This is a genomic window from Halovibrio sp. HP20-59 (assembly GCF_033052795.2).
Lineage (GTDB): Bacteria > Pseudomonadota > Gammaproteobacteria > Pseudomonadales > Halomonadaceae > Vreelandella.
This window is the reverse complement of sequence record NZ_JAWJUW020000003.1, coordinates 315,324-340,243: the sequence shown is the minus strand read 5'-3', so window position 1 is coordinate 340,243 and position 24,920 is coordinate 315,324. Positions and strand designations below refer to the sequence as shown.

Here is a 24,920-nt window from a genome sequence, read left to right as displayed (position 1 = left end):
ACCAAAAGGCTTGAGTGGGATTGAGTTCACGGCTCATGATGATCTCCAAAGCAAAAGAGACCACCAGTGTGATCAGCCAACGTTAATGTGGATAGATGGGTTTTATGGCGCGCTTACGATGATTAAGCCGCGAGTTCCGCCAATTAGATTGAAATCACCAATAGCATGATCCGCAGACTCCAAGGGGTAGTAGCGGGTTGTGTCGCCCCATTCGCCGGTTTCAGCATGGAGTTCGAACATTCTTAACACCGGGGTGCCATCAATGGTTTCCGGGGCGTTGGTGTTGCTGTCCCAGATTGGCTTTTCCAATAAGGGGTAAAGGGTTGTTTGATCTTCGGAGAGCGCCATGCCCTCGTAGCCGCCGGAGCGAAACACCACCACTTCATCAGCGAGAGGTGCGCCTGGGTTCGGGGTGAGAGCAAAGGCATTGTCAGGTGAGCGCATGGGCGTGCCATCAGGGTCTGTGGCCAGCACCTGCAGCACCTCGCCCTCACTATCGACCTGGATAATCCAGGGGCCGAACTCATCGCCAATCCAGTAGTTACCGCCCACCGGCTGTATCGATTCTAGGTCGAAATCAGCACCGGTTAAAAACCGACCAGGAGTAGCTTCATTCATAATTGGGAAGGGCACCTTGCGGTTAGGATCGGATAGTTGAACGGTCTCCTCAATGATGACACGCCCGGTGCCCCAGTCAGTCTTTATGATATTAAACATCAAAATGACATCAGAGGAGTTCGCCTTGGATCCAAAGCCGTTGTCAGTCAACACTAGGAAACGGTCATCGCCAAGCGAGCGAATACCTGAAAACCCCTGCAACGGCTGGCTAGGAAAGGGTAGCGCTAAACCCGTGGCTTGCACGTTCGTATATAACTTCTCAACGCGGCCTTCTTGGTCAGTAAAACGGCCTGAGACGTTGTAGTGCTCAGCGGCACCGGAAGGAGCCGCCACAAAGGTACTGCCGGGTAGCTGGGCATGGCCGGACAATGTAGCTGGAAATACCTGTTGGGCGTGGGCAACCCCGGTAAACGCCAGGGCAAGTAGGGCGGTAGACAGTATTGGCTTTATCATCGCTATTTCACCATTTAGGGAGAGAGATTAGAAAAGTTCCAGCTTTGGCTAATCTTCACCCGCAATAGTGATGGTTGAATGACAGGGAGCAGACGTTTTAATGGCAGCAGTTGGGCATGTTGAGCCTGGTCGCTGATCCAGAAAAAACGCCTTGCTCAACAGGCGTATATGTTAAAAGGTGGGGTAGAGCAATTACGGTTTTCAACTATGGTTTTCAACTACGGTCTTCAAAGAGGAAGCAGCAATGGCGTCATCGATCGGAAAAGTTCTTGTGTTTGCGGGTAGTGCCCGTGAAGGCTCGCTTAATAAACAGCTCGCCAAGTTTGCTGCCAAGCGGATTGAGGCGCTTGGAGGGGAAGCAACCTTTATCGATTTAAAGGATTACCCCTGCCCACTGTTTGATGAAGATATTGAAGCCCAGGGTATGCCGGGGAATGTACTGCAACTACGTGAGATACTGGCAGAGCACCAAGCGTTACTGATCGCCTCGCCGGAGTACAACGGCTTTATTACGCCGCTATTGAAGAATACCTTGGATTGGCTCTCCAGACCCTACAACGATACACCAGGGCTTGGCCTATTCGCCGGGAAATGGGCCGCATTGGTGGCAGCTTCACCCGGTGGGCTGGGAGGTATCCGCGCGTTGCCGCTTGGTCAGCAGTTGCTTGCCAATCTTGGCCTGATCGTATTGCCGCAGCCGCTATCGCTGCCGGCGGCAGGCAGCGCGTTTAACGCGTCTGGTGCGTTGAACAACGCCGCTACCGGTGAAAAGCTCGACACCCTATGCCAACGGCTTGTCGGTGTAATGACCAATCATCACCGTTAGGCCCCCTTCAGCATCCGATCCAACTGACGATAACCAATCGCCTCGATCAGGTGCGGCTGGGTGGGCTTGGGTTCACCCTGAAGGTCGGCCAGGGTTAGCGCTACCCGCAGTACGCGGTGATAGGCGCGGGCGGAGAGCTTGAGCCTTTCGAGTACGCCTGCCAGCCAAGCGCGCTCTTCATCGTTGAGGGCGCAGGCGGCTTCTAGGGCTTTGCCGCTTAACTGGCTGTTCAGCGCGCCACGGGCCATTTGACGCTCCCGGGCGGCTATCACTCGCTCACGTACAGCTTCTGATGATTCGCCTTGGGTTTGTGCGGTGAGCTGTTCTGGCGGCAGCGCAGGGACTTCCACTTGCAGATCGATACGGTCTAGTAGTGGCCCGGAAAGCCGCGCTTGATAACGTTGGATTTGGCTGGGGGTACACTGGCAGCGCTGGCGTGGGTCGCCCAAGTGACCGCAGGGGCAAGGATTCATGGCGGCGACTAATTGAAAACGGGCTGGATAGCGGCGCTCATGGCTGGCGCGAGCTAAATGTATTTCGCCTGTTTCGAAGGGCTGGTCTGTTTACCAAACAAAATAAGAAAAACGACAATACACTATGCCAAGGTGTATGAGTACCTACGACATACCAGCTAGAAGCTAAAAAAACCGCATTTTTGGAAGCTTACCCCCAGTACCCTAGGCCAACGTAGCCATAGGCACTCAAAAAGCTCTATAGAGCCTTACAGGAAGCAAACTGATATGCTCGAAATAAATGATTGACAATGTGGGTATAATATGTTCAGTTCGTCGCCGTTTTGCTGAGATTTAGCAACTTCTCATGTTGGCGGACTTATGAAACCACTGATGCAGGTAAAGGAAATGAGAATCGTTCTTTAAAAATATGCGCACCCATTTTGATTCGTAAAAGCCAGAAGGCTTACGCAAAAGAAACTAATACCTCCTTTCTCAATAGCCCCAACCGAAGGGCGGGAGAAATTAAAAACAATAAAACAAGGGAGCGAAGCGAGCTTTAAGGGTTGTTTTCAACATCGGAAAACTAATATTTTGACAAAAATCTGCCCCTCTAAAAACATAATATAGAAGCAAAAAAAAATAAAAGTTATTTATTAAGCAAAAGAGCTAGAAATATGGAAAAAAGAGTTTGGATAATATCCAAAGTAATTGAGATAATATCCAAAGTGTGATATGGTTAGTGAACTTTTAAAGGCACTCGGGCAAGTGCCTTTAACAACAACAGCTAAAAAGTTTGCTTAATCAGGGAGACTAAGATATGGATTATAATAACACAAAACTTAATAAAGATCAAAAAGAAGGCTTCAAAAATAAAAACGGATTTAATAAATTTGCTTATTTAAGTTTCGATAAGGAGGGGTATGTTATGAGATTAAGAAAATATGAAACAAGCATAAGAAGAAGAATAAAGCAGCTTAGAGAAGATAAAAAATTAGTGTCTAACGAAGGCACCTTGAAATCTATAGAAAAAGAGATTAAACAGCTTAAGTCTAGGCTGTTAAATAACACTGATAATGCGGTTTTATATTATTTTATTGAACATATTGACTACAATAATAAAGTTGATATGGACAAGGTTAGAAAAACTCAAACAGGTATAGCAAATGAGCTATGCCTAGATAATGCCGAAGTATCAAGAGCATTTAAAAAGCTTAAAGAACTCAATATAATAAGCTTCACAAAATCAGGCCATGCCTTGGAAAAAGTATGGGTGTCTCCTTTTATAATTTGGAGAGGAAAAGCACAAGATCACTATGATTTAATGCGAGAATTAAAGGAACAGTTTACCGACAGGCCATTTGAAGTAAAGCTTAAAGCAGCTTAGAGAAAAAACAGGCCAGCAAATAACTGGCCTATATATTTGCTACCAATTTCCAAGCTACATTGGTGATGTTATTCTAAGCATCCAGCGATTGAGGCTTGATAGACTTCATCTGGTGTGATTTCTGGATTAGAGTAAATTACCGCCAACATGCTTTGTAAGTTTTTTTGCCTTGTTTCATTGAAACCTTCTGGATGATCTAGTTCCTCACCAATAGCGCTTGAAATGTCAGGGAGTGCATTCAAAATGGTTTCAAAAGCAACACCTTGGTTGCGTAGATTAACAAACTCTCTTGATACTTCTGAGCTTGCTATACACTCCTTATCTGGATCAATTGCATAAGATTGTTGGCTTATTAGAATAAGGCTAATAAAAATGGTTCTAGTTTTTTTCACTTTGTTTTTCCAAATTGATCATATGAAGAGATAAGTCGTCAAACAATAGCTGCGCTTCAGTATCAAGTTTTCTATATTTGAACAACTTTAAGTAAGTTTTTGAATCAAAATCATAACGGTCAAGCCAGCCAGCAGGTATTGATAGTTTTTTCTCCACCTCTCTTACTTGCTTAATTGAAAGACTTTTTTTACCTCTTGTAATAGCGCTTATATACTGTTGTGTTATTTCTGGCATATTAATTTTATTGGCAAGAGCAACTTGAGTTGTCGAAAAGAAAGATATATTTTTTTGTAAGGTCGTTTTTTTAATCATTCGAATAACCTCGTAGCTTTCTATGAATTATAGCAGATGTATATAATTAGTCTAATTGGAAATGCCAGCATTTAAGCTGGCATGGCTTTACCATTTCGGGTGATAGTCTATTCTAGGGTAATCTTTTGAGATGGTGCGTTTTAGCTTGTTAGCAATTCTTTGTGAGTCCTTTCGATGACTTTCACTCTCTCGTCCAAACTCTCGAAGTTTTTCAAGATTATCTCGTAAGACTCGGTTATCGTTCTGTAGTTTTTCTCCATAGTCTTTTGATTTTCCAAGACTTGATCTAGCAGTTTCGAAAATTCCTGAAAGGATACGTTTAAGGCTTGCTCTTTTTCTTCGTATTCTTTCGAGAAACTCTCCATAAATCGCATTATTTCTTTCTCTATTTGTGTCTGCATCGCTTTCTTTCTCCTTTTTTATAGTTGGCAAAACTTCTGGTTTTTTATTTCGTGAAACTGTTGGCACTGGACTAGGTTCCGGTAGTCGGGGTGTGTCGTTACGATTGCTTTGTTTCCTAGGTAGTGCATCGCCCCGGCGCCCAAGACTATTCCTAACGTCAATACGACTAGCAGGGCTGTAATCGGGGCGTATACGCGCCACAGGTTCAGGCTTCGCATATTTCTTCCTGTTAAGCCTTTCACGCCTTTCACATAGTTCGTTAACTCGGTTTCTAGCGATTCTAGCTCTTGCCTGAGCCTGTTCATCATATTCCTTGTTTCTTCCTTCAACAGCTTCTCTCGTATGTCTAACTGCCTCGAAATCTCGCTCCCAAAGTGAGCCTTTGAGCCTGATGTTTTGGCCTCTGTCTGGGTCTTTGATTGAGATTGATTTGTTTGTTTCACGGAATACCTCCAGGTTTAATGATTTTAATTCGTGTAAAATGCCTTCTCTAGTGGGTTCTATGTGGCCTTGCCCCATAACATGGGTCATATGCTCGGTTAGTTTTTCTACAAGCTCTTTACGGCTTTTAGGTAGGTTGCCGGGGTATATGACAGGGTTTCTATTGTTTGGAGAATTTGGGTCATGTAAACCGTATTCGACATTGATAGCATCTTTCCAAGCATCAATTCTGGTAATGTCTGCTCTGTGATAGTAGGCATTTAAACGTTTGTTTGTATACAGTTCTTCACCTGAAAACATAAAGTGAAGTTCTAGCCTTCCTTTGTCTCTGTGCCTTACCCATAAGCTGGAATACTGGTCTGGTTCAAGCCCAGGTAATAATGTCTTTTCAAAGTCATCAATTATTTTCTCCTGTGCTTCTGCATCAAGATCGCTTTCTGCAAAACTTAATACTCCGCTTGTGTAGCGCCCTGCATGGTTTCCATAGGCTACAACATCGGAAAAGCTCTCTGGATTTCCTCTGACGGTTACAGGCTTCACAGAACGCGGAGTTTTGCTTGCGTCCAGCTCGCTGAAAAGATACCCAACCGCTTGCTTTGTGGCTTTTACTGGATTGTTTGTATTTTTTCCGTATTTAAAAAACTTTACGATCATAAGTGTGAGCCTCCTTAATCTCGTTTAGTGTTTTTTCTATTCTTGATATTCCTGATAAAATCTGAAATATTTCAGGCGACTTTCCCGATTTTGAATCTTGGTTTATTTTTCGTGCAACCTGATTTAAGTTTTGCCCCAATTTGTGAAGCTCATAAATTAAATCTGGGTCTACCGGCATATACATTTTTTTTATTTTGTAAACTTCTTTGATGGTGTTGCCGAGTCCAACATTTCTCAAAAATGCACCTAACGGTTCGCCGTTTGCATTAGCTCTCAATAACTCGATTTCAGTTTCGTTGAAACGAGATTTTACGATTTTTGTTCTTTTTGCTGACTTCATTTAAGCCTCCTGAAATAAAATTTACTCTCCATTTTCCGCCGGTTTTGGGGTGGTTTTTGGTTTTGGTTTTTGGGGGTCAAGGGGGCGGAGCCCCTTTGCTAGTATCACAGGGAAAGGAGCGGAGCGAGTGCCCCCTGTGTATGCTAGCTTAGTAGTTAAAACCAAACTTTAAACATTATAGCATACTTATATATTTAATCCGGTTTTGTTTAGTTATTGAATGATTGAGTTCGTGATGCTTAAATGGCGACTTTAAAGTTTAAAATTATAATAACTAAACTTTATAATAAAAATATTGTATTATAATGAGTGGGAAAAAATAATAACGGAGAGAGTTTATGGAAATAAAAAAAATGTTAGTGATACTTGGCTTGGTTGGTTTTGCAGGGGGTTCTAGTTATGCGATGGCTCAAAGCCATGTTTTCCGTACCCCTGTTTATGGAGTTAAAGCTTCATCTATAGGTTCAGAAGAAGGTAATGCAGGTGATGTTGGCGGTGGAGAAGAAACGCCTGAAAACAATCTTACAACACCTAGTGATTTTTACTTTAGTGAAAATAACGATCAGTTATCAGGTAATGTTGGCGATGCTGGAACTGTAACCATTTATGATGAAGTTGGTAATCAGGTAGGGCAAACAACAGCAGATGAGAACGGTGATTTTACCTCTCCAATTGGTACTGAGATATCTGGTGGTGATTTGTTAGAAGTAGTAGTAACAAATGGGAATGAAACACTATCTTCAAATGTAACCGTTCCTATAAGTCTTACGGAACCTACTGATATAGTTTTCAATGAAAGTGGTGAGCAACTATCTGCCAATGTTGGTGATGATGCCCTTATTACCGTTAGAGACAATTCCGGAATTCAAATTGGTCAGACTAATTCTAATTCAGATGGTGAGTTTAGCGTATCTTTAACACCTGCCGTTTCTACAGATGATATATTAGAGTTGGATATTTCAGATGGTAGCAATACAATTACAGTAAGTATAACTGTTCCTGACAATATTGGATGGTTAGACGATACGGTTTGGAGAGAATATGGTATAGCTAATGGTTTTAATATATCTAGCCATGATAAAGAAAATAAACAAAATTCTTACTGGCATTCTCTACCATGGAATTATGCGGGATTATCAAACTTACCAACTGAACCATATCCTTTAAGAGAGATTGATAGACCAATACAACTTGGTGGTAATTATATAGAACAAATAGATGGTTTCAGAAATGTAGTCAAAGCTGATAGGTTTAATTTTGAAAATAATAGTTTAACTAATCTAAATGGTCTATCTAGCTTGATAGAAACAGGTGGTCTTCGATTATATAATAATCAAATCAGCGATATCAGTGGATTATCTTCTTTAGAAAGAGTGGTATCAAGTTTGGAATTACAAAATAACAACTTAACGAATGTGGATGCTTTAAGTAACCTTAAATCTGCATTCAAAGTTTTAATAAGTAATAATGATCTATCTAATGTAAATGGTTTATCTTCGTTAATCGAAACAAATGGCATTTCTTTAGCTGGAAACCCTAATTTGATAGATATAAGTGGTTTAAGGAATATAGAAAGTGTTCAGTATGAAGGTTTATCACTTGATATTTCAATGGAAAGCGATATAGCGCAAAGAGATGGTTTTGTCGGTATTCCCAATACATCTTGGCTATGTCAAGGAGATCCTGTAGTGGATCTAAGAGGCCCTGATTTGTCTGAAATCTGTGTTGAATAAAATTCAAATAAAATAACGCCAGCAATTAAGCTGGCGTTCTCATTATTTAACCCCTAAATCATTATAATTCTTGATCCCAAAGTCTCTCAAAAGCGGATGATGCAGTGTGAAGCTTTCGCCATTCCTGCCAACAATTTCATTATTTCGCTTAATTGCCATGTAAACGGTTCTAAAGCCTTTGTCATATTTGAAATAAAACTTATAGTCACCATCTTTAAAAAAGCGGTTAATTCGTTGCCTGCCCCGTTCTCTGTGTAGTAATTCAAGGAACTCATCAAAATGGATAATATCCAGGCTTTCAGCCTTGGTTGCCTCCATTGTGTTTAGCTCTTTTTCAAGAACTTCAACATTTTCCTCAGTCTCGCCCAGCGACTTCATAATGTGTGTGGGGATTTTTCCGCCGAAGGCTTCAACCGACTCGATAAGATTAGCAAGCTTTGATTTAGCCTGTGCTAGCTCACGCTGTTTATTTTCCACTTCTGAGACGTTTCCAGTCTCTACCCTTCTCATCATATCAAGAAACAGCCCATCGGCCTTCTGTAAGCTTTCAGGGGGTGTCTGAGTGGGTAAATTCTGTTCAAGTATCCTCGTGTTTTCATCAGAAGGTAAATGGTCGGTATTGCCAAGGCTCGGCGCATACTCCAAACCTTCAAGATGTTGGTAATACATTCCACGTAGGTATTTCAGCAATGTGCCAACGGCATAATCAAAACGGAAAACCTGTTCTTTGCATTTCTGGCTTCCAAACTCTTTTTTTGTTTCACAAGCAACATAGGCAAACTGCTTGCCTTGTGAGTTTTTACCGCGATAAAACCTCATTGATTGACCGCATTTGTCGCATTTTATGCAGTGCTTGAATATGTTCAGGCTTCCAGTGCTTTCGTTCCCATAATGGGTTTTACTAGCCCGCTTTTTCATGGCTCCTACGGCTTCGTAGTAGTCCTTAGCACTGATTATTTCAGGGTAATAGCCCTCGATGTTCTCCTCGAAAACCTTCTTCCCATTTTCACGGCGCTGGGAGCGATAAACCCCGATGACATATTTGCTTTCTAGCATCATATGGACGGTTCGATTGGCCCATTTTCGCTTAGAATACTTATTCACTTCGCGGATTGTGGTTAATACCCCTTGGTATTTCAGTCGGTCGAATATGTCGCGGATTTCCTTAGCTTCTTCCTCCACGATTTCAAACTTACCGTCTACAACCCGCAAACCATAGGGGGTGTTGTTCGATGTGTTGAAAATCTTATTGTCTTCCTTGACCGCCCGTTTTGCTCGACGCCAAGCCGATTTGCGACGACGGCTTTTCATCTCGCTTTCTTCGTTGGCTCGTTTCGCAATCAAGCCAATCATCATGTAATTTTCTAAGTCTTTTTTCTTATCCTTAATCGAATATAACCGCTCATCTGCGGTGGTATATATGTTGATTCCCTTCTTGAGAATTTCGTAAAGCTGTGTCGCTGTCTCGTCCATCTGCTGGCGCGAGATCCGGTCAATGCTCTCGATTACCAGAAAACTGCCTGGCCTAATTTCTCCGCTCTCAATCATTTCGAGTATGTCGCGGAATCGGCCACGCTTGATGTTGTCGCCTTTGAAGCTGGAAACCCCTTCATCAATGAAGGTCTGGGCAATTTCTACGCCGAAACGCTTTGTGAATAGGGCTAGAGGTGTGGTCTGTCGTTCAATGCTGTCGCCATCAGCCTGAATGGCGGATGAATACCGAACGTAAGCATAAGCTGTAGGCATGGGCTTGGTTCCTAAGCCAATGAGCTAGTAAAAGTTTGGCAATCATATCACCCATTCTCTAGCGGTTGGCGAAGGACCTCTAACACGCTACGGGAAAACTCCGGCAGCTCATCCAAAAACAACACACCGCGGTGAGCCAGTGAAATTTCGCCTGGTTTGGGTTTTGAGCCGCCGCCTACCAAAGCCGCGGCACTGGCGCTGTGGTGGGGTTGCCTAAATGGCCGCTTACCCCAGTCAGCTTCCAGCGGTAAGCCGCAAACCGAGCGCACGGCAGCGACTTCCAGGGCATCTTCTTCGGAAAGCGGTGGCAGAATGCCCGGCAGGCGACTGGCCAGCATGGTTTTGCCGGTGCCAGGCGGGCCTGCAAACAACAGGTTATGGCCCCCAGCCGCAGCGACTTCCAGCGCGCGCCGCGCCTGCTGCTGGCCGCGTACATCGGCAAGATCATCCATCGGGGCGGTGGCTTTTGCTGAGGCGCTAAGCTTGTGCGGCGGAATCTTTTCCTGGTCGAGCAGGTGGGCGACAACTTGCCAGAGGGTGTCGGCAGGCAGTACCGGCAGGTTACCCGCCAGAGCGGCTTCATCGGCACACTCGCGGGGGATAATCAGCGCTTTTTTCGCCCGCCGAGTCGCCAATGCAAAAGGAAGTATGCCCGGCACCGCGCGGAGCTTGCCATCCAGGGCCAGCTCGCCAGCACACTCCATGCCTTCTAACGCTTCCACCGGGATTTGCCCCGAGGCGGCGAGAATACCCAGGGCAATGGGTAGATCGAAACGGCCGCCCTCCTTAGGGAGATCGGCAGGGGCAAGGTTTAAGGTAATGCGTCGCGTATTGGGGAAATCAAAGCCCGCATTGACTAGCGCACTGCGAACCCGTTCACGGCTCTCTTTTACCGCCGTTTCCGGCAGGCCCACCAGCGTTAGGCCCGGCAAGCCGTTAGCCAGATGCACCTCAACATGCACCGCCGGTGCATCTAAGCCTACGCCTGCGCGCGTGGCGACAATGGCTAACGTCATTGCATTCCCTCGCTGTCGTTTGCTAAAAGCCCTAACCTTAATGTAAGCGAACCCTACTTTATCTTAAGTGCTTAACCTATCGTAATTAACAACACTTTGGTAGTTCCACGTTATTCTACTTATGGCCCCGATGGCTAACCGCTGGCGCTGCTTCTATCGCCGTCGTCAGCTTCTGGGCAAAACGTTGGGCGGAGGGGAGTGCGCCGAAGCTCCATACCGGTGGTAGGTGAATTATCCTGTCGTGCTTCACGCTGGGGAGCTGCTGCCACAGGCCGCTTTTAGCAAGCTGCTCTTCGACGCCGGCAGGCAGAGGCTCGATAATCACCAACGTTGCGTCTGGGTAGCGCGCTAGCGCTTCAACCCCCTCCAGCGAAAATCCCCAAGCATTCGTGGGTTGATCCCAGGCATTGGGCAACTCAAGTTGCTCTAGCACGGCATTGTATAAGCTGTTATCGCCAAACACCCGAACGTGGCGGGCATCCATGAATTGCACCATCAGTAGCGGCGCGTTTTCTGACGGCGAGAGGGGCTGTGATTCGCGCAGAGTGGTCATCAAGGCTTGGGTGTCTTCAATAAGCTGCTCGGCCTGAGGCTGGTGCCCGGTTAACTCGCCCAGTTCACGGGTCAGGGTGTGCATCTCCTGCCAGGTATCGGTGTCGGGTGAGTAGAGCGAGAACGACGTGACGGGCGCTATACGTTCTAGGCGCGGTGTTAAGCCAGCGAACATCGGCGAGATGAGTATCTTTTCAGGCGGCACCTGGGCCAGCAGTTCTAGATTGGGCTGGGTGCGCAGGCCCATATCGGTGACGCTATCGGGGATGCTGGGTTCGCCCACCCAGTCGTGGTAGGCGTTTTGCTGGGCAACGCTGCTAACAGGAGCGTCAATGGCTAGCAGGGTTTCAGCGATAGTCCAGTCCACGGTAGCCCACTGCGCCTGGGCAGTAGAAAAAGCCATTAGGCAAATGGCAAACAGCCCACAGCGAGCAAACAAAGAGAGCAAGGTGGTGTGGCGCATGATGAAGAGAGGACATCCGGAAAAATAAGAGGTGTATTTAAACGATAATATTTATTGTTTGCAAACATGTGGGCAGGTAAAAAAGCCCAGGCGGGTTGACCTGGGCTTTGTCTATCGCTTCTTCATGCCAAAACAGGGGCTTGGGCGTGGGGGCCTAGAAACGGTAGTGAACACTGGCGGTGACGCCGCGCTCGGCACCGAAGTAGCAGTATTCAAGCGAATTACAGGATGCCACATAGTCCTTGTCGAGCAGGTTATTCACGTTTAAGCGTGTTTCGACCCCGTCAACACCCACATGGCTGAGGTCGTAGCCAATAGTGGCATCGACCAGGGTGTAGTCGGGCACGGTTTCGGTGTTGGCGCGGTCAGCGGCGATGTCCGCGTAGTGGCGAACGCCGACCCCCATATCCACGCCGTTTAGCCAGCCGTCATTAGCCTTGTAGTGGCCCCAGAGCTGCACTTGATGCCGGGGGGAGTAAATGGCGTTATTGCCTTGGTTGCCGTCATCGCTTTTAGCGTAGGTGATGTCGGTGAAGCTATAGCCTGCCTGAACCGAGAGGGTATCCGTTAGCTGGGCTTGTGCTTCCAGTTCCACCCCTTGGGATTCGATCTCCCCTACAGCGCGGTATGGGTCGGTGGGCTGCTCTTTAGTGGCGACGTTTTCCTGGCTGATGTGGAACAGTGCCGCGCTGTACTGGCTGGCGCTGCCGTTAGGCTGGAATTTGACGCCGGTTTCCCACTGTTCGCCTTCCATCGGTTGAAGCAGATCGCCACTCTCATCCACGAAGCTGGTGGGGGTGAAGGCGGTGGAGTAGCTCAGGTAGGGCGCTACGCCGTTATCGAACAGGTAGACCACCCCGGCGCGGCCGCTAAGCTGGGTATCGCTGAGGGAGCTGGTATCACCGCTATCGCGGTTCGCATTGTCGATATTCACCCAGTCGTAGCGGGCACCCAGGGTGAAGCGCCAGTTATTGAGGGCGATCTGGTCTTGCAGGTAAACCCCGGTTTGGTCGATCTCATGGCGCTCACGTACCGGGGCGTAAAACTCGATGGGGTCGCTGCCATACACCGGGTCAAACGCATTGAGCGGCGGGAAATACCCCGAAGGCCAAGACACGTCGTTTTCCCGCTGCTGGTAATCAACCCCGACAAGCAGTGTGTGATCCATAAAGCCGCTGCTGATGGTGGCTTCTAACTGGTTGTCGAGTGTCCAGGCTTCCAGCGATTCATCGCTACCGGAGTAGTAGCGGGTGAGCTCGTCAGAATCCGGCGACGTCCAGCCATAGCCGTAGACCTGATTGAGTACCACATCAGAATTGAGGTAGCGCATCAACTGGCGACCAGTCACCCGGTCGTTAAAGCGGTGCTCCAGGGCGTAGCCGAACATGCGCTGGGTGCGCTCGTAGGCATCGTAATCCTCTTCACCATCAAAGAAGTTGTTGCTGATCTTGCGGCCATTATGGGCGACCACGGCCCCTTCATAGGGTACGCCGGAGTGGTAGCCGCCTTCGGGTTCATCCTGTAGGTAGGCTTCTACGGTGAGGCTGGTGTCATCGGTGATATCCCAAGTGAGCCGGGGTGCAATGGCGTAGCGCTCCTCTTCCGCCGGGCCAAACTGGGTATCCGCGGCGCTGGCAATGCCAGTCAGGCGAAAGGCCACCCGCTGCTCTGCGCCGATCGGCCCCGTGAGGTCAAAAGCGGCGCTGCGTTGGTTGTTATTGCCCACCCGGAAACGCAGCTCACCGCCCTGTTCAAATTCTGGCCGCTTGCTGTTCAGGGCGACCACGCCGCCAGGGGAAGCGCGGCCATAGAGCACCGAGGCGGGCCCGCGCACCACTTCAATGCTTTCCAGAAACCATGGGTCAATGCGCATACTGCTATGGGAGTTGGCATCACCCATTACTTTCAGGCCATCCAGGAAGGTATTGCTCAAGCTGCCGTCAGAAAACCCGCGTAGTACCAGGTAATCAAAACGGTTGGAGGCGCCAATCTGGTTACTGTAAACACCGGGCGTGTAGTCGGTGGCGCGCTGTACGGTACTTACCCCACGGTTATCCATCTGTTCGCGGGTAATCGTGGAAACGCTCTGGGGTATTTCGATCGTCGGCGTTTCCACTTTGGTGGCAGCCTGCTGGGCAGTCACCGTGACAGTGGCTAACTCGGTGCTTTCTTGAGCGTGTGCCGGGGAAAAAGCCAATGCCGAGAGAAAGGCGGCGCTAAGCGGAGCGCGTAGAAAGCGGTGAGGCGTAAAAAGCATGGGGAGTACCTGCAATAAGAAGCAATTAATTCGTTAATGAGAATTATTGCGCTTAATCGCTTCTAAAAGGTATGCGCAATGACAAAGGGAGTATGTGTAGTGCCAAAAAACGCCCAACAAAGGAACTTCCCGCTCCAAAAACAACCCTGCGGCTTTTAATTAATGGCGAGGGTGTACTTCATGGGGCGCAATGCCAAAAGCCCGCTTAAAGGCGGTGGCAAAGTTGGTGGCGTGGCGGTAGCCGCAGGCGTGAGCGGTTTGCTGCACGCTATAACCTTTGCGTAAGTACGCTTGAGCTTGGGTCAGGCGACAACGTCGTAGGTAGTCGAATATCGAGCAGCCGTAACAGCGGTGAAACTTGCTGCGTAGGCTACTCGGGCTCATCGCAGCGTTGCGGGCCAACTGCTCAAGCCGATAATCCTGGTTGGGGGAGTGTTCGAGCTGCTGACGCAAGCGCTCCAGGCGTTGGTGATCGCGCTGGGTTAGACCCGACGGCAGGCTGACTGCTTTTCCTTCATCGCTGGACTCAAGGGGGGCGGCAGGCAGCCCATGAGCTAACAACTGGAGCGCGAGCCCCTGCCATAGCAGGCGCTGGCGTTCTACTGACCAGTTCGAAGCCAGCGCTGCCTCCAGGCTATGAATAAGGAACTGCGGCACCTGCCAAGTATGCAGTACGGGCGTTGACGGAGGGGCAACATCGATAGGCGAACAGTTAATGGACGAGAAAGAGGGCAGCTCTGTGCAAGCCAGAAGCGATACGTTGAGGATGCGCAGACGCTGTGGCGCGGGCTGGAAGACCTCAAGCCCGGTCTGCTCGTTGAAATGCGCGCTGAAAGCGTCGCCAGCCTGCAACTGAAACGACTGGTGCCCTAGAGCGACTTGAATGTGGCCCTCGAGTATCACGCTGAGAAACCACGGCGCGGCACGCCGGGAAGTGGAGGCGTAAGCGTGCAGGATATCAAGATCCGAGTGTGTCACGCGCAGTGTGGGGTCTATCTCGACGTCCATCACTCGCCCACGGGCAACACAAGGGGCTGGCTGGGAGCGGTCAAGCGCTTCGGGAAAGCGGTAGTCGATCCCGAAGCGCTGACCAATAGCCAGCAGGTCATGGGTGGTGAGTGGTACGCAAGATGGCGTTATTGAGCCGAGTGTCGCCATCCCCGTTACCTCACCCTTGAGCGGTTGTCAGCAAGTACTGAACCCGCACTCAGTACGCCACCGACCAGTTCAGGCCTTCCTCGCCTTTGCGGGTAATGATATTGATCAGGCCCCCCGTAGCACCGCCCCCATACAGGCTGCTGGCGCCGGAAAGCACTTCCACACGCTCAATATTGAAGGGATCAATGGCATCGAATTGACGGGAAAGCCCACGCGAACTGTTCAGCGATACGCCGTCAATGAGTACCTGTACGCCCCGTCCGCGCATGTTCTGCCCATAATTGGTGCGCCCTTGCGGCGCCAAATCCAGCCCTGGCACCAGGCGCCCCAACGCCGTCTTAAGGTCTGCACCATTGCGGGTCTGTTGTTGCAGCATCGCTTTGTCAATCACCCAAACAGCGCCGGGAATTTGGCTGATCTGGGTGGGGGTGCGCGACCCAACAACGACCATGGCGTCGTCAGTGCTCGCGCTTGAGGCGGCTTCAGACGCGTTGTCTTGGGCCAAAACGCCGTTGGAGAAACTCAGTAATAGACCCGTGCCAATAAGCCCAGACATGGCAAAAGTCGGTTTTGAAGAAGACAGGGCGTACATGGTGAGCAATCCGCAAACAGTTGGAAATGAGAAAGCGGACAATACCACTGTTAAACATAAAGTCAACGATAGTGATTCGTATTTATTATTTGCGAATTATGGTCATTGAATGCAGCAACGAGCCATCGCCCGATTGCTGCTATTCACAAAGCGGGGCATTAAGTGGGCTTATGGTTCTCTTCTTCAGAGTCTGTGCTGGCGTCAGCGTCGGAATCTAGCTCCGGCTCATGCTCGGCGGGTACCGGCGGTACTTCTGCTTCCATCGGTGTGGCTGCTGGCGCAGTAGACGTTTCAACAGCGGCTTCAAGATTGGCGACTTGACGTTCTAATGCTTCTACTCGTGAGCGAGTGCGCTGCAATACGTCCATTAAAATATCGAAATCTTCGCGTGAGACAAGTTCAAGTCGGTCAAAGGCGCCGCGTACGACCTGCTGCACGCCCTTTTGAATATCTTCCGGTGCTTGGGAAGCGTTTTGTAAACGGTCGCCAATCTGTTGGGCCAGTCGGCTGATGCGGTCTTGAGGCGCCATGGCTGCTCTCTCCTTATAACTCGCTAAATGAACATCTATAAAAATTGCTTACCGGTAAGGATACGCAACAGTTGGCGAATTCGCATGTATCGCGTGCTTTTACTGCTTAGCCCAAGGTGTGCATCGAAATGGAGCAGGCAACTTTTGCTTACGCTCTTTTTTGGTGCATAGGCCGTGATGTGAAGGTGATTTTGCCCAGAACCCTTGTTATTTAATTGCGCTTTATGAAGTTACCTATTTGAATTTTAAGTAAAAAAATACAGCTGGCACAGTATGCGCATTAACGGTTCAGGTGCTTATTTCGGCGACAATGTCGCTACCAATCTAGCAGGACTTATCCATCAGGGGAGATCCGGGATGAAACTCATCACCGCTATCATCAAGCCATTCAAGCTCGACGACGTCCGTGAGGCACTCGCTGATAACGGCGTGCAGGGGATTACGGTTACCGAAGTGAAAGGCTTTGGTCGCCAGAAAGGGCATACAGAGCTATACCGTGGCGCGGAATACGTGGTCGACTTCCTACCCAAGGTGAAAGTCGAAGTTGCCGTCGACGATACTCGCTTAGAGAGCGTATTGGATGCGATTTGTAATGCTGCCAACAGCGGCAAGATCGGCGACGGTAAAGTATTTGTGACACCGCTGGAAGACGTGATCCGTATCCGCACCGGTGAGCGCGGCGCTGACGCCGTGTAGCTGCTGCCATGTTACCGGTGGCATGTAGTATTCAGGCTAGCCGAGCAGCCTGTCACCTATAACGTCTTACGTATAACTTCTATGGGTATAACGGGGAACACCTTATGAATGAGTTAGCTGATTTGAGCTATGCGCTCGATACGTTCTACTTTCTAATCTGTGGCGTGCTTGTTATGTGGATGGCCGCAGGCTTCTCCATGTTAGAAGCGGGCTTAGTGCGCTCCAAAAACACCGCAGAAATCCTGACCAAGAATATTGCGCTGTTTGCGATTGCCTGCACCATGTACCTGCTGGTGGGTTACTACATTATGTACTCCAGCAGTGCGGGCGGTTTCATGCCCAGCCTGGGCTTCTTGATTGGCGCTGAAAACAGCGTGGATGCGGTGACCGCTGGCGGTGATGGCGCGCCTTACTACTCCATGCGTTCTGATTTCTTCTTCCAGGTCGTGTTCGTGGCAACTGCCATGTCGATTGTGTCGGGCGCCGTGGCTGAACGTATGAAACTGTGGGCATTCCTGGCCTTTGCTGTTGTGATGACTGCGTTTATTTACCCGGTGTCTGGCTACTGGACGTGGGGCGGCGGCTGGTTGTCTGAAGTCGGCTACTCTGACTACGCGGGCTCAGGCATTGTGCACCTTGCCGGTGCCGCCGCTGCGCTAGCGGGTGTGATCGTGCTAGGCCCACGTAAAGGCAAATACGGTAAAGACGGTTCTATCCATGCGATTCCGGGTGCCAACATGCCCCTGGCCACGCTGGGTACGTTTATTCTGTGGATGGGCTGGTTTGGCTTCAACGGCGGCTCTGAGCTGAAAATGTCGGATATCGGTTCCGCTAACAACGTGGCTCAAGTATTTGTCAATACGAATGCCGCCGCTGCAGGTGGCGTTATCGCGGCGCTGATCCTGGCCAAGCTATGGTTCCGTAAAGCAGACCTGACTATGGCGCTAAACGGTGCGCTGGCGGGCTTGGTCGCCATTACCGCTGATCCGCTTTCACCTTCTGCACTAGGCGCCACCATTATCGGCGCGATCGGCGGCATCATCGTTGTGGCCGCTATCGTCACCCTCGATAAAGTGAAACTGGATGATCCGGTCGGTGCGATCTCGGTTCACGGTGTTGTCGGTATCTGGGGCGTGCTGGCGGTGCCGCTGAACAACGACGGTGCGTCTTTTGGTGCTCAGATTATCGGTATCGCTGGTATCTTCGGTTGGGTCTTCCTGGCGAGCCTGGTGGTATGGCTAATCTTGAAAGCCATCATGGGTGTTCGGGTTAGTGAAGAAGACGAGTATGAAGGCGTTGATATCGCTGAGTGCGGTCTTGAAGCCTACCCTGAATTTGGTATTAAGAAATAATTGGCGGTATCAAAAAGTAATGTAGAAAGTAATTTGATGCTGTCCTAGCGAGCTACTTCTGGCCTTCCCTTCGGGGGAGGCTTTTTTATTCTCTGCCAATAGCGGTGTATGCTGATGGGCAGCGGTCCTCGGTTGCGACAGTTAGCGTTGTAACCCGACCCCCATCACAGCCACCCCGTTAGAGGATATCGCCATGAAATTAATTACCGCTATTATCAAGCCGTTTAAGCTCGACGATGTGCGCGAGTCACTGTCCGATATCGGCGTACAGGGGATTACGGTGACAGAAGTGAAAGGCTTTGGACGCCAGAAAGGCCACACCGAGCTGTACCGCGGCGCTGAATACGTCGTGGATTTTTTGCCCAAGGTGAAGCTGGAAGTGGCCGTTGACGACGATATGGTCGAGCAGGTCATTGATGCCATTACCCAGGTGGCTAACACGGGCAAAATTGGCGATGGCAAAATCTTCGTGATGCCGTTGGAGCAGGTGATCCGTATCCGTACCGGCGAAACCGGCAAAGACGCGGTTTAACGGCGCCATTAAATAAAACCCCCGTTCGCCGATTTTATATCCTCAAATCGGTTAACGGGGGTTTTTAGCGGCTAGCTTTTAGCGCAGGTTAGCGCATGCGCTTATGGTTTAACTTACTTCTCGACGAAAGCACGTTCGATGACGTAGTCGCCCGGCTCACCCATGCGCGGCGAAATGTTCAACCCTAGATCGTCTAGCAGGGCGCTGGTGTCGTCAAGCATGGCAGGGCTGCCGCAGATCATCGCGCGGTCTTGGCGCGGGTCAATGGGCGGCAGGCCGGTGTCTTCGAACAGCTTGCCTGACCGGATATGGTCGGTCAGGCGGCCCATGGTGTGAAACTCTTCACGGGTAACAGTGGGGTAGTAAACCAGCTTTTCAGCGATGTCTTCGCCCAAGTACTCATGGGCTGGCAGCTCTTTGGTGATGAAGTCGGCGTAGGCTAGCTCAGAGACCTCCCGCACACCGTGCACCAGCACGACTTTCTCAAAGCGCTCGTACACTTCAGGATCCTGGATCAAACTCATAAACGGCGCCAAGCCGGTACCGGTTGAGAGCATGTACAGGTTGCGGCCAGGCAGCAGGTCATCGCATACCAGCGTGCCGGTGGGCTTACGGCTGACCATGATCTGATCGCCCACTTTCAGGTGTTGAAGGCGCGAAGTGAGCGGGCCATCGGGCACCTTGATACTGAAAAACTCAAGGTGGTCTTCATAGTTAGGGCTGGCAATCGAGTAAGCGCGCATCAGCGGCTTGCCATTCACTTCCAAACCAATCATCACAAACTGACCGGTTTTGAAGCGCAGGCTGCGCTCGCGAGTGGTACGGAAGCTGAACAGGGTATCGTTCCAGTGGTGAACGCTAAGCACTTCTTCCAGAGCAAACTTACTCATGCTATTTCTCCCATTAGACGACGCTGGCGTTAGTCAGCATCGTGCATATTATTAAAAAGAATAAAAAAAGGTAAATATGTTGCCGACAAGTCTAAGCAAAGGGTGGTATATCTGTTAAGCGAATTATATTGATAACGGTTATCTGAAAAATAGATATAGATCAAATACAGGTCAGACTCTATGCACTACACCCTGCGTCAATTGGAAGTCTTTGTGGCGGTTGCCCAGCATGAGAGCGTTTCCCAGGCGGCGCGGGCGTTGGCCATGTCGCAGTCGGCGACCAGCACGGCGCTGGCCGAGTTAGAGCGGCAGTTTGACTGCCAACTGCTGGACCGGATTGGGAAGCGCTTAAAACTCAATGCATTGGGTTTTCAGCTGTTGCCCAAAGCGGTGGCCCTGCTGGATCGTGGTGAAGAGATTGAAGAGCTTCTGCGCGGGCAGCAGGGGGTTGGGTCGTTAGATGTGGGCGCCACGCTGACCATTGGTAACTATCTGGCCACGCTGCTCATCAGTGACTTTATGCAGCTTCACCCTGGCAGCCGGGTGCGCTTGGCGGTGCGCAATACGCGCCATATTATTGAAGGCGTGCGCCAGCATTCACTGGATCTAGGCCTGATTGAGGGGCTGTGCGACGACGATATGATCATCAGCCAGCCGTGGGTGGAAGATGAGCTGTGCGTGTTTTGCTCGCCGCGCCACCCGTTGGCTGGCCGTGAGCACCTAGAGCTTGAACAACTACTGCGCGAAGACTGGATTATGCGCGAAGAGGGCTCTGGCACGCGGATGACCCTTGAACACGCCGCCCGCCACCGCCGCAGTCGGTTTAATACCCTGCTGGAGCTTGAGCACACAGAGGGTATTAAGCGCACTGTGGAATCAGGGGTGGGAATTGGCTGTGTCTCACGTCTGGCTCTGCGCGATGCGTTCCGGCGCGGCAGCTTAGTGCCGCTACCCACGCCGGAATTGGATTTGAAGCGTCAGTTCACCTTTATCTGGCACCGGCACAAGTACCTCACTACCGGCGTACGCGAGTTTTTGCGCCTATGCCGTGAAATGACCGACGGTGCCAAACGCAGCGATGAGATCCCGCTACCGCCGATTCCTTAGCGGATGCCCGAGTATTAGCCGCGTATGCGTACTGGTGCCTCAAGCGCGGGCGCCGCAGCAACATAGCTGCCATTAGTGGCTTCCAGTGTGAAGCCGCCTACCAGGGCGTCCAGCCGCTCCGCCTGATCTTTTAACTGCTCGGCGGCGGTGGTTGACTCTTCCACCAGCGCGGCATTTTGCTGGGTCATTTGGTCTAAGTCTGACACTGCAATGCTCACTTGGCCGATACCATCGCTTTGTTCGCTCGCCGCGGTGCTGATATCGCCCAGCATCTGGGTCACTCGGGTGACGCTATCAGCTAGTTCACGCATTGCCGTTTCGGCATCACGAACGATGTTGGTGCCGCTTTCTACTTTGCTGGCCGATGCTTCAATTCGCAGGCGAATGTCTTTCGCCGCTTCACTGCTGCGCGAGGCAAGCTTACGAACTTCATCGGCCACAACCGCGAAGCCTCGACCATGCTCGCCCGCACGTGCCGCTTCCACGGAGGCATTGAGCGCGAGCAGGTTGGTTTGAAACGCGATGCCGTCAATGACCGTCACAATGGTTTGAATCTCGCTGGAGGTATCGCGAATATCGTCCATAGTGGCCACTACCTGCACAAACGCGCTGTTGGTTCGCGAGGCGAGCTGCGAGGCGGTTTGAGAAAGCCCGCTGGCTTCTTGTGAGGCCTGTGTAGTGTGGCTGACAGTGCTGCTGATTTCTTCCATCGCCGAGGAGGTTTGCTGCAGGCTGGCAGCGGCTTGTTCGGTACGCCGTGAGAGGTCGTGCCCACCTTGGGTAATCTCATTGGCGGCATGATTCACCGCTTCGCTGCTGCGACGAACGTCGAGCAAGACGGCCTGGATTTTGGTGGCAAAAGCATTGAACTGTTCAGCCACTGCAGCGCTTTCATCGCGTCCGTGTACCGGCAAACGTTGGGTAAGGTCACCATCGCCGGAGGCGATTTCTTCCATACGACTGGCGAGCCGCTTGAGGGGGCCTGCGATACGTCCACCGATGAACCATAGCGCGATAATGCCCATCGCCGCGAGAAGCAGCCCGACCAGCGTCATGCCCAGCGCGTTTTGCTGGCGCTGCTCGCTGAGGACGTCTTGCAGAGCGTTCAACTCCGCTAACGCGACCTCTTCAGGGAGTTGGAGAACCAGCACCCAAGGGTCGCGGGTATCGCCAATTGTAAGCGGCTGATAGCGCTGCAGCAGGCCGTCATTAGCGCTGCTTTGCAAACTGCCTTGTGCTGAGGCGTCGCGGATGCCAGCCAGGGTGGTATCGCTCAGCGACTCACTGGCGGGTAAGCCCAGGTTCTCTTGACCAGCCGTGTCCGCGACCAGCCCACCGCTTCCCGCGACCAGCGCCATGCGTCCCGCTCCGTCGTATAGCCCTTGATTGGCCTCACTTAGCAGGGTTTGGATAAAGTTAAGCGCGAGGTCGACCCCCGCGACCCCACGAAACTCGCCATTCACCAGGATGGGGGCATTAAACGACGTCACCAGCTGCGTTTCGCCGTCATAATCATAAGCTGCGGGATCAATAATGCAGGGAGCCAGGGTTTCACGCGGGCACAGGTAGTACTCGCCTTCCCGCACGCCGCTGGGCAGACGCGTCTCACTTTCCATGGTGTCGCCCAGCGGCAGAACGGCGAGGGAGCCATCTTCACTGCGGTACCACCAGGGCATAAAACGCCCGCTGCCGTCGTGGCCGTAGCGCTCCTCGTCTGCATAGCGCGTATCGTCGCCAAACGCATCTGGCTCCCAGCCGATAAAGGCATCCAACAGCGTGGGGTTTTCGGCTACCGTTTGGCGCACTAAATTAGACAGCTCGCGGCGGTTAAGGTAAAGCGAGCGGCGCCCCTCCTCGTCCTCCATACCCATTAGCGCGTTGGTGGTCGCCAGCTGGTTCGCTATGGTCATGGCGTTGTCGAGCTCACGCTGAATACGCCCGCCCTCTGCCTCGGCGATGGCGTTCAAGCGCGCCCCCAGAGCGCCTTCCATCAATTCACCGGTGTGTTCATTCACCGTTTGCTGGGTACGAGCCGCAGCGACCAGGTTGTAGATCACTAGCGCCGCCACGATAGCTAGCAAGCAAGGTCCTGCAAGCGCCACGACGAAAGAACGTAACGAGCGAAAATGCATAGATTTTCCCCTTAGGTGATGTGGTGACGGCGGTTGTCGTGGGCCTGATAGGGCACTTGCAAGGCAGGTGCTGCGGCATGAGAAAGCTTAAAGCTACTGATAGTGCCAGCCAGATGATCGGCCTGCTCTTTAAGCTGCTCGGCCGCCGTTGTGGACTCCTCCACCATGGCCGCATTCTCCTGGGTCATGCGATCCAGCTCTGCAACCGCGATGTTGACTTGATTAATCCCATCGCTCTGCTCGCTGGTGGCCGCATTGATCTCCTCCAAGACATCAGTCACACGGGTAATGTGCGCAACAATATCCTGCATAGTGGTTCCGGCATTACGCACCAAGTTGGTGCCGTTATTCACCTGGCTTTGTGAATCTTCGATTAGTTTCTGGATATCGTTGGCCGCCTCGCTGCTGCGCCCGGCCAGCTTGCGCACCTCGTCGGCCACCACGGCAAAACCACGGCCATGCTCACCCGCCCTGGCGGCTTCTACCGAGGCGTTAAGCGCCAGTAAGTTGGTCTGGAAAGAGATGCTGTTCATCAACGTGACGATTTCACCGATTTTATCGGAGGCGTGGGTAATGTCTTCCATGGTGGTAACCACATTCGCCACCACCTTGCCGCCTTCGTTAGCCACCTCTGAGGCGGTTTGAGAGAGCTTGTTGGCTTCCTGAGCTGAGGCAGCCGTGTGCTGCACGGTGCTGGTGATTTCCTCTATCGATGCAGAGGTCTGCTGCAGGCTAGCCGCCGCGTTCTCAGTGCGGCGCGATAAATCTTGGCCGCCCGTGGCAATTTCGTTAGCCGCATGGTGAACGGATTCGCTGCTGGTGCGCACATCAATTAATACGGCTTCCATTTTGCTCACAAAGCGGTTGAAGGCGCCGGCAATCTGGGTCACTTCATCGTTGCCATCTTCGGGCAGGCGTTGGGTTAAGTCACCGTCGCCTGAGGCGATGCTGTCCATCGCGTCACGGGCAACCAATAAGCGGCGCAGCAACAGTGACAGTAGCAAGCCGAAGACTACCGCCGTCACTGCGGCCACAACCAGCAGCGTGACTATTGACGTAGTGGCGATGGCACGTAGGCCTGCGGTGGCTTCAGCCTCATCCATGGCAACAACTAACTGCCAGCCGCTATCACCGCCAACGTGGCTACTCATGAGTAGCTTGTCGCTATTCTGCAACGACATTGCTTGGGGCTCATTTGCTTGGGTGATTTGGTTAAGACGCGTATGGGTCAGGTCATCGCTTAACCGCGTGGAAGGTTCAAGCGTTAATTGCGCGTCGGGGTGGGCAACCAGGGTGCCGTCGTCCGTAGTGAGAAAGCCAAAGCTTGACTCTGTAGGGGCGATACTACTGACTATCTCAATAACATCAGTGATCGCAATGTCAGCCCCGACGACGGCGGCTAGCTGTCCATTACGATAAAAGGGCCGTGCAAAGGTAACGATCAATCCGCCTGATTGAGCATCGACATAAGGTGCCGTGATAACCGTATCCTGCGCCTCATTCGCGCTTTTGTACCAGGGTCGCTGACGAGGGTCGTAATCACTGGGGGGCTGCCATCCATCGGAAAAAATAGCGTCTGACGTTGAGGGGTAGGCAATGTAGGTGCTCATGAAATTGCCTGAGGCCGCTAGTTGGCGCAGCGCAGCAAGAGGAACGTCGCTATTAACCGCATCCTCCATGCTGGACAGCATCGTATAACGTGCGCTAAACCACTCGTTGATAGCTTGCGTATTACCTTTAACCACGGCGCTAAGATTGCGCGTTATTTGCTGGCTATTATGATGTTTGACGGTGGTGTAACTGGCAATGCCGTTAATCACCAGAGCGAGGATAATCGTCACTAGTGCGGCTAACAAAATGCGGGCTCTTAAGGATGCAAACATGGT

Annotated in this window: 20 protein-coding genes and 3 pseudogenes; 7 read left to right on the top strand and 16 right to left on the bottom strand. The window is 50.9% G+C overall.

The genetic code is table 11. The features are described from left to right. Window positions 1–102: 102 nt before the first annotated feature. Window positions 103–1,071 carry an esterase-like activity of phytase family protein gene (locus tag RZA33_RS05670; protein ID WP_317506876.1) on the bottom strand — a complete coding sequence of 323 codons (969 nt, stop codon included), beginning with the start codon at window positions 1,069–1,071 and terminating at the stop codon, window positions 103–105. 244 nt (window positions 1,072–1,315) lie between these two features. Between RZA33_RS05670 and RZA33_RS05665 the strand changes: the two genes are divergently transcribed. Continuing rightward, window positions 1,316–1,897, top strand: coding sequence for an NAD(P)H-dependent oxidoreductase (locus tag RZA33_RS05665; RefSeq protein WP_317506875.1), 582 nt, complete (start codon window positions 1,316–1,318; stop codon window positions 1,895–1,897). On the opposite strand, the pseudogene RZA33_RS05660 reads toward RZA33_RS05665, so the two are convergent. Beyond that, window positions 1,894–2,454: pseudogene (locus RZA33_RS05660) on the bottom strand (ATP-binding protein); the annotation flags it as partial. The gene RZA33_RS05665 and the pseudogene RZA33_RS05660 sit on opposite strands and share 4 nt — an antisense overlap. A 715-nt stretch (window positions 2,455–3,169) precedes the next feature. Between RZA33_RS05660 and RZA33_RS05655 the strand changes: the two are divergent. Continuing rightward, window positions 3,170–3,736, top strand: coding sequence for a hypothetical protein (locus tag RZA33_RS05655; RefSeq protein WP_317506874.1), 567 nt, complete (start codon window positions 3,170–3,172; stop codon window positions 3,734–3,736). 68 nt (window positions 3,737–3,804) lie between these two features. On the opposite strand, the gene RZA33_RS05650 is transcribed toward RZA33_RS05655, so the two are convergent. The 4 genes from RZA33_RS05650 to RZA33_RS05635 all read right to left on the bottom strand — a co-directional run bounded on the left by RZA33_RS05650 (window position 3,805) and on the right by RZA33_RS05635 (window position 6,278). Continuing rightward, window positions 3,805–4,128, bottom strand: coding sequence for a hypothetical protein (locus RZA33_RS05650; RefSeq protein WP_317506873.1), 324 nt, complete (start codon window positions 4,126–4,128; stop codon window positions 3,805–3,807). Beyond that, a complete protein-coding gene (locus RZA33_RS05645; RefSeq protein WP_317506872.1) occupies window positions 4,115–4,441 on the bottom strand; it encodes a helix-turn-helix transcriptional regulator in 327 nt (108 codons plus the stop codon). Before RZA33_RS05645 ends, RZA33_RS05650 begins: the two co-directional genes overlap by 14 nt. An 87-nt stretch (window positions 4,442–4,528) precedes the next feature. Then, entirely contained in the window at window positions 4,529–5,938 is a 1,410-nt protein-coding gene (locus RZA33_RS05640; protein ID WP_317506871.1) for a relaxase/mobilization nuclease domain-containing protein, read from the bottom strand. Beyond that, the gene (locus RZA33_RS05635; RefSeq protein ID WP_317506870.1) at window positions 5,919–6,278 is read right to left on the bottom strand and encodes a plasmid mobilization protein; all 360 of its coding nucleotides are present in this window, start codon (window positions 6,276–6,278) and stop codon (window positions 5,919–5,921) included. Before RZA33_RS05635 ends, RZA33_RS05640 begins: the two co-directional genes overlap by 20 nt. Before the next feature lie 338 nt (window positions 6,279–6,616). Here RZA33_RS05635 and RZA33_RS05630 point away from each other — a divergent pair, with 338 nt between their 5' ends. Then, the gene (locus RZA33_RS05630; RefSeq protein ID WP_317506869.1) at window positions 6,617–8,011 is read left to right on the top strand and encodes an Ig-like domain-containing protein; all 1,395 of its coding nucleotides are present in this window, start codon (window positions 6,617–6,619) and stop codon (window positions 8,009–8,011) included. Window positions 8,012–8,053: 42 nt separating this feature from the next. Here the strand turns inward: RZA33_RS05630 and RZA33_RS05625 are convergent, their stop codons facing one another. The 7 genes and pseudogenes from RZA33_RS05625 to RZA33_RS05595 form a co-directional block, all read right to left on the bottom strand. Then, complete coding sequence (locus RZA33_RS05625; RefSeq protein ID WP_317506868.1) at window positions 8,054–9,757, bottom strand: recombinase family protein; 1,704 nt, start codon at window positions 9,755–9,757, stop codon at window positions 8,054–8,056. A gap of 50 nt (window positions 9,758–9,807) precedes the next feature. Then, a pseudogene (locus tag RZA33_RS05620) lies at window positions 9,808–10,773 on the bottom strand (YifB family Mg chelatase-like AAA ATPase); the annotation flags it as partial. Window positions 10,774–10,888: 115 nt separating this feature from the next. After that, window positions 10,889–11,788: an ABC transporter substrate-binding protein gene (locus RZA33_RS05615; protein ID WP_317506867.1), complete on the bottom strand. Its 900-nt coding sequence runs from the start codon at window positions 11,786–11,788 to the stop codon at window positions 10,889–10,891. A gap of 154 nt (window positions 11,789–11,942) precedes the next feature. Beyond that, complete coding sequence (locus RZA33_RS05610; RefSeq protein ID WP_317506866.1) at window positions 11,943–14,045, bottom strand: TonB-dependent siderophore receptor; 2,103 nt, start codon at window positions 14,043–14,045, stop codon at window positions 11,943–11,945. Window positions 14,046–14,204: 159 nt separating this feature from the next. Then, window positions 14,205–15,203: a helix-turn-helix transcriptional regulator gene (locus tag RZA33_RS05605; protein WP_317506865.1), complete on the bottom strand. Its 999-nt coding sequence runs from the start codon at window positions 15,201–15,203 to the stop codon at window positions 14,205–14,207. Window positions 15,204–15,276: 73 nt separating this feature from the next. After that, window positions 15,277–15,759 (bottom strand): annotated as a pseudogene (locus RZA33_RS05600) (TonB-dependent receptor plug domain-containing protein); the annotation flags it as partial. Window positions 15,760–15,953: 194 nt separating this feature from the next. After that, window positions 15,954–16,325 (bottom strand): accessory factor UbiK family protein, encoded by a 372-nt coding sequence (locus tag RZA33_RS05595; protein WP_317506864.1) that lies wholly within the window; start codon window positions 16,323–16,325, stop codon window positions 15,954–15,956. 357 nt (window positions 16,326–16,682) lie between these two features. Between RZA33_RS05595 and RZA33_RS05590 the strand changes: the two genes are divergently transcribed. The 3 genes from RZA33_RS05590 to glnK all read left to right on the top strand — a co-directional run bounded on the left by RZA33_RS05590 (window position 16,683) and on the right by glnK (window position 18,905). Continuing rightward, window positions 16,683–17,021, top strand: coding sequence for a P-II family nitrogen regulator (locus RZA33_RS05590; RefSeq protein WP_146872433.1), 339 nt, complete (start codon window positions 16,683–16,685; stop codon window positions 17,019–17,021). Between the two features lie 104 nt (window positions 17,022–17,125). After that, window positions 17,126–18,373 (top strand): ammonium transporter, encoded by a 1,248-nt coding sequence (locus RZA33_RS05585; protein ID WP_317506863.1) that lies wholly within the window; start codon window positions 17,126–17,128, stop codon window positions 18,371–18,373. A gap of 193 nt (window positions 18,374–18,566) precedes the next feature. Beyond that, window positions 18,567–18,905, top strand: a complete 339-nt coding sequence (gene glnK / locus RZA33_RS05580; protein WP_027957942.1) for a P-II family nitrogen regulator — start codon at window positions 18,567–18,569, stop codon at window positions 18,903–18,905. A 113-nt stretch (window positions 18,906–19,018) separates the two neighbouring features. Here glnK and RZA33_RS05575 read toward each other — a convergent pair whose 3' ends face one another. Next, window positions 19,019–19,795, bottom strand: a complete 777-nt coding sequence (locus RZA33_RS05575; RefSeq protein WP_317506862.1) for a ferredoxin--NADP reductase — start codon at window positions 19,793–19,795, stop codon at window positions 19,019–19,021. A 180-nt stretch (window positions 19,796–19,975) separates the two neighbouring features. Here RZA33_RS05575 and RZA33_RS05570 point away from each other — a divergent pair, with 180 nt between their 5' ends. Next, entirely contained in the window at window positions 19,976–20,902 is a 927-nt protein-coding gene (locus RZA33_RS05570) for a LysR family transcriptional regulator (protein WP_317506861.1), read from the top strand. Window positions 20,903–20,916: 14 nt separating this feature from the next. On the opposite strand, the gene RZA33_RS05565 is transcribed toward RZA33_RS05570, so the two are convergent. Both RZA33_RS05565 and RZA33_RS05560 read right to left on the bottom strand, forming a co-directional pair. Beyond that, window positions 20,917–23,034, bottom strand: a complete 2,118-nt coding sequence (locus tag RZA33_RS05565; protein WP_317506860.1) for a methyl-accepting chemotaxis protein — start codon at window positions 23,032–23,034, stop codon at window positions 20,917–20,919. A gap of 11 nt (window positions 23,035–23,045) precedes the next feature. Then, window positions 23,046–24,917 carry a methyl-accepting chemotaxis protein gene (locus tag RZA33_RS05560; RefSeq protein ID WP_317506859.1) on the bottom strand — a complete coding sequence of 624 codons (1,872 nt, stop codon included), beginning with the start codon at window positions 24,915–24,917 and terminating at the stop codon, window positions 23,046–23,048. Window positions 24,918–24,920: the final 3 nt, after the last annotated feature.

Bases quoted from the DNA above. Each gene is read 5' to 3' on its own strand.
- RZA33_RS05670 (WP_317506876.1), bottom strand. From the start codon at position 1,071: ATGATAAAGCCAATACTGTCTACCGCCCTACTTGCCCTGGCGTTTACC.
- RZA33_RS05665 (WP_317506875.1), top strand. From the start codon at position 1,316: ATGGCGTCATCGATCGGAAAAGTTCTTGTGTTTGCGGGTAGTGCCCGT.
- RZA33_RS05655 (WP_317506874.1), top strand. From the start codon at position 3,170: ATGGATTATAATAACACAAAACTTAATAAAGATCAAAAAGAAGGCTTC.
- RZA33_RS05645 (WP_317506872.1), bottom strand. From the start codon at position 4,441: ATGATTAAAAAAACGACCTTACAAAAAAATATATCTTTCTTTTCGACA.
- RZA33_RS05640 (WP_317506871.1), bottom strand. From the start codon at position 5,938: ATGATCGTAAAGTTTTTTAAATACGGAAAAAATACAAACAATCCAGTA.
- RZA33_RS05635 (WP_317506870.1), bottom strand. From the start codon at position 6,278: ATGAAGTCAGCAAAAAGAACAAAAATCGTAAAATCTCGTTTCAACGAA.
- RZA33_RS05630 (WP_317506869.1), top strand. From the start codon at position 6,617: ATGGAAATAAAAAAAATGTTAGTGATACTTGGCTTGGTTGGTTTTGCA.
- RZA33_RS05625 (WP_317506868.1), bottom strand. From the start codon at position 9,757: ATGCCTACAGCTTATGCTTACGTTCGGTATTCATCCGCCATTCAGGCT.
- RZA33_RS05615 (WP_317506867.1), bottom strand. From the start codon at position 11,788: ATGCGCCACACCACCTTGCTCTCTTTGTTTGCTCGCTGTGGGCTGTTT.
- RZA33_RS05610 (WP_317506866.1), bottom strand. From the start codon at position 14,045: ATGCTTTTTACGCCTCACCGCTTTCTACGCGCTCCGCTTAGCGCCGCC.
- RZA33_RS05605 (WP_317506865.1), bottom strand. From the start codon at position 15,203: ATGGCGACACTCGGCTCAATAACGCCATCTTGCGTACCACTCACCACC.
- RZA33_RS05595 (WP_317506864.1), bottom strand. From the start codon at position 16,325: ATGGCGCCTCAAGACCGCATCAGCCGACTGGCCCAACAGATTGGCGAC.
- RZA33_RS05590 (WP_146872433.1), top strand. From the start codon at position 16,683: ATGAAACTCATCACCGCTATCATCAAGCCATTCAAGCTCGACGACGTC.
- RZA33_RS05585 (WP_317506863.1), top strand. From the start codon at position 17,126: ATGAATGAGTTAGCTGATTTGAGCTATGCGCTCGATACGTTCTACTTT.
- glnK (WP_027957942.1), top strand. From the start codon at position 18,567: ATGAAATTAATTACCGCTATTATCAAGCCGTTTAAGCTCGACGATGTG.
- RZA33_RS05575 (WP_317506862.1), bottom strand. From the start codon at position 19,795: ATGAGTAAGTTTGCTCTGGAAGAAGTGCTTAGCGTTCACCACTGGAAC.
- RZA33_RS05570 (WP_317506861.1), top strand. From the start codon at position 19,976: ATGCACTACACCCTGCGTCAATTGGAAGTCTTTGTGGCGGTTGCCCAG.
- RZA33_RS05565 (WP_317506860.1), bottom strand. From the start codon at position 23,034: ATGCATTTTCGCTCGTTACGTTCTTTCGTCGTGGCGCTTGCAGGACCT.
- RZA33_RS05560 (WP_317506859.1), bottom strand. From the start codon at position 24,917: ATGTTTGCATCCTTAAGAGCCCGCATTTTGTTAGCCGCACTAGTGACG.